Origin of the sequence: Verminephrobacter aporrectodeae subsp. tuberculatae At4 (assembly GCF_000193225.1) — a bacterium.
In the GTDB taxonomy this organism is placed as follows: domain Bacteria; phylum Pseudomonadota; class Gammaproteobacteria; order Burkholderiales; family Burkholderiaceae_C; genus Acidovorax; species Acidovorax aporrectodeae.
Map to the genome: position 1 here is coordinate 1 of NZ_AFAL01000215.1, position 1,379 is coordinate 1,379.

1 protein-coding gene is annotated in these 1,379 nt (G+C 72.3%); it reads left to right on the plus strand.

Annotated features, from left to right (window positions below):
• Nucleotides 1–1,379, plus strand: a 1,379-nt coding sequence (locus VTU_RS0105965) for a DUF349 domain-containing protein (RefSeq protein ID WP_010101996.1), incomplete at both ends; no start/stop codon positions are given.

Genomic DNA, 1,379 nt, shown 5'->3' on the forward strand with positions numbered 1-1,379 from the left:
CATCGCCGCCGCCGAGGACGCGGCCGCGCCCTTGCCGCCGGTGCCCGTGTGGGCCGACGAGCTGCGCGCCGCGCGCGGTCTGCCCGCCGAGCCGGCGCATGCGCCCAAACCCAAGGTGGCGCCCGAGGTGCTCGAGAAGGCCGTCCAGACCGTGCGCGAAGCCCTGGTGACATTGGAAAAGGAAACCGCCGAAGGCCACGGCAAGGCGAGCGTCGGTGCTGCGGCCGCGCTGCGCGCCGTTCTCAAACAGCACGGCAGGCACATAGACAATGCGCTCGAGCAGCAGGTGCACAGCGCGTTGGTCGCCGCGGGGGAACTCGAGGGCTGGCAGCGCTGGAGCGCCGACCAACTGCGCGAAGACCTCGTGGCGCAGGCCGAGGCGCTGCTCGAGCGCCCCGAAGGCCAGGCGCTGGGCGGGCGCAAGATGCAGGAAACCCTGCGCCGCCTGCGCGAGCAGTGGAAGCAGGCGGATCAGGGCGGCGCGCCGAACCACGCGCTGTGGAAGCGGTTTGATACGGCCTGCAACACCGCGCACAAGGTGGTCGAGGTCTGGCTCGAGAAGCTGCGCACCGAGGCCGCCGGACACAAGGCCCGGCGCCTGGCGCTGATCGAAGAGCTCAGCGTCTGGGCGCAGGCGCACGCAGCATCCGGAGACTGGAAGGCCACGCACCGTGCGCTGCAGCAGTTTGCCGAGCGCTGGCGCGAGGGCGGCCACGTGGGAGAGAAGCTCTTTGCCGAGTTGCAGCCGCTGTGGAAACAGGCCATGGACCTGGCCGCAGCGCCCCTGGAGGCCGCGCAGAAGGAGAGCCTGGCCCGCCGCCAGGCCTTGGTCGAGGAGGCTGCGGCGCTGGGCGCCGCGCCCACGCTGCGCATCGACGCCATAAAGGCCCTGCAGCAGCGCTGGCAGGCCGAGGCGCAGACCGTTGCGCTCGAGCGCAGGCAGGAACAAAAGCTCTGGGACGCGTTCCGCAAGCCCATCGACGAGGCCTTCAGCCGCAAGTCGGCGCAGCGCGAGCGCGCGCTCACCGAGCTGACGGCGCACGACCGCATGGTCCTCGACGCCTCCAAGGCCCTCGAAGCCGCCAACGCGAGCGGCGACACGCAGCGCATCCGCACGGCCCTGCAGGCGCTGGAAGCGGCCTTGCGCGGTCAGTCCCAGGCGGCAGAGCAGGTGCGCAGTGACGAGCCGGCGCAGGCGCAGTCTCCCCCGAATGCGACCGAAGCGGAAGCGTCTGATACAGCGCCTGACACGGTGCCGGAGAACGCTGGCGCGGGCGCGGCCACTGCGGATGCGCCCAAGGCCGCGCAGCGTCCCGTGCGCGCGGTGCGCGGCGACGACCGCCCCGGAATGAAGAAGGACGCGCCCGCCGCGCCTGGCC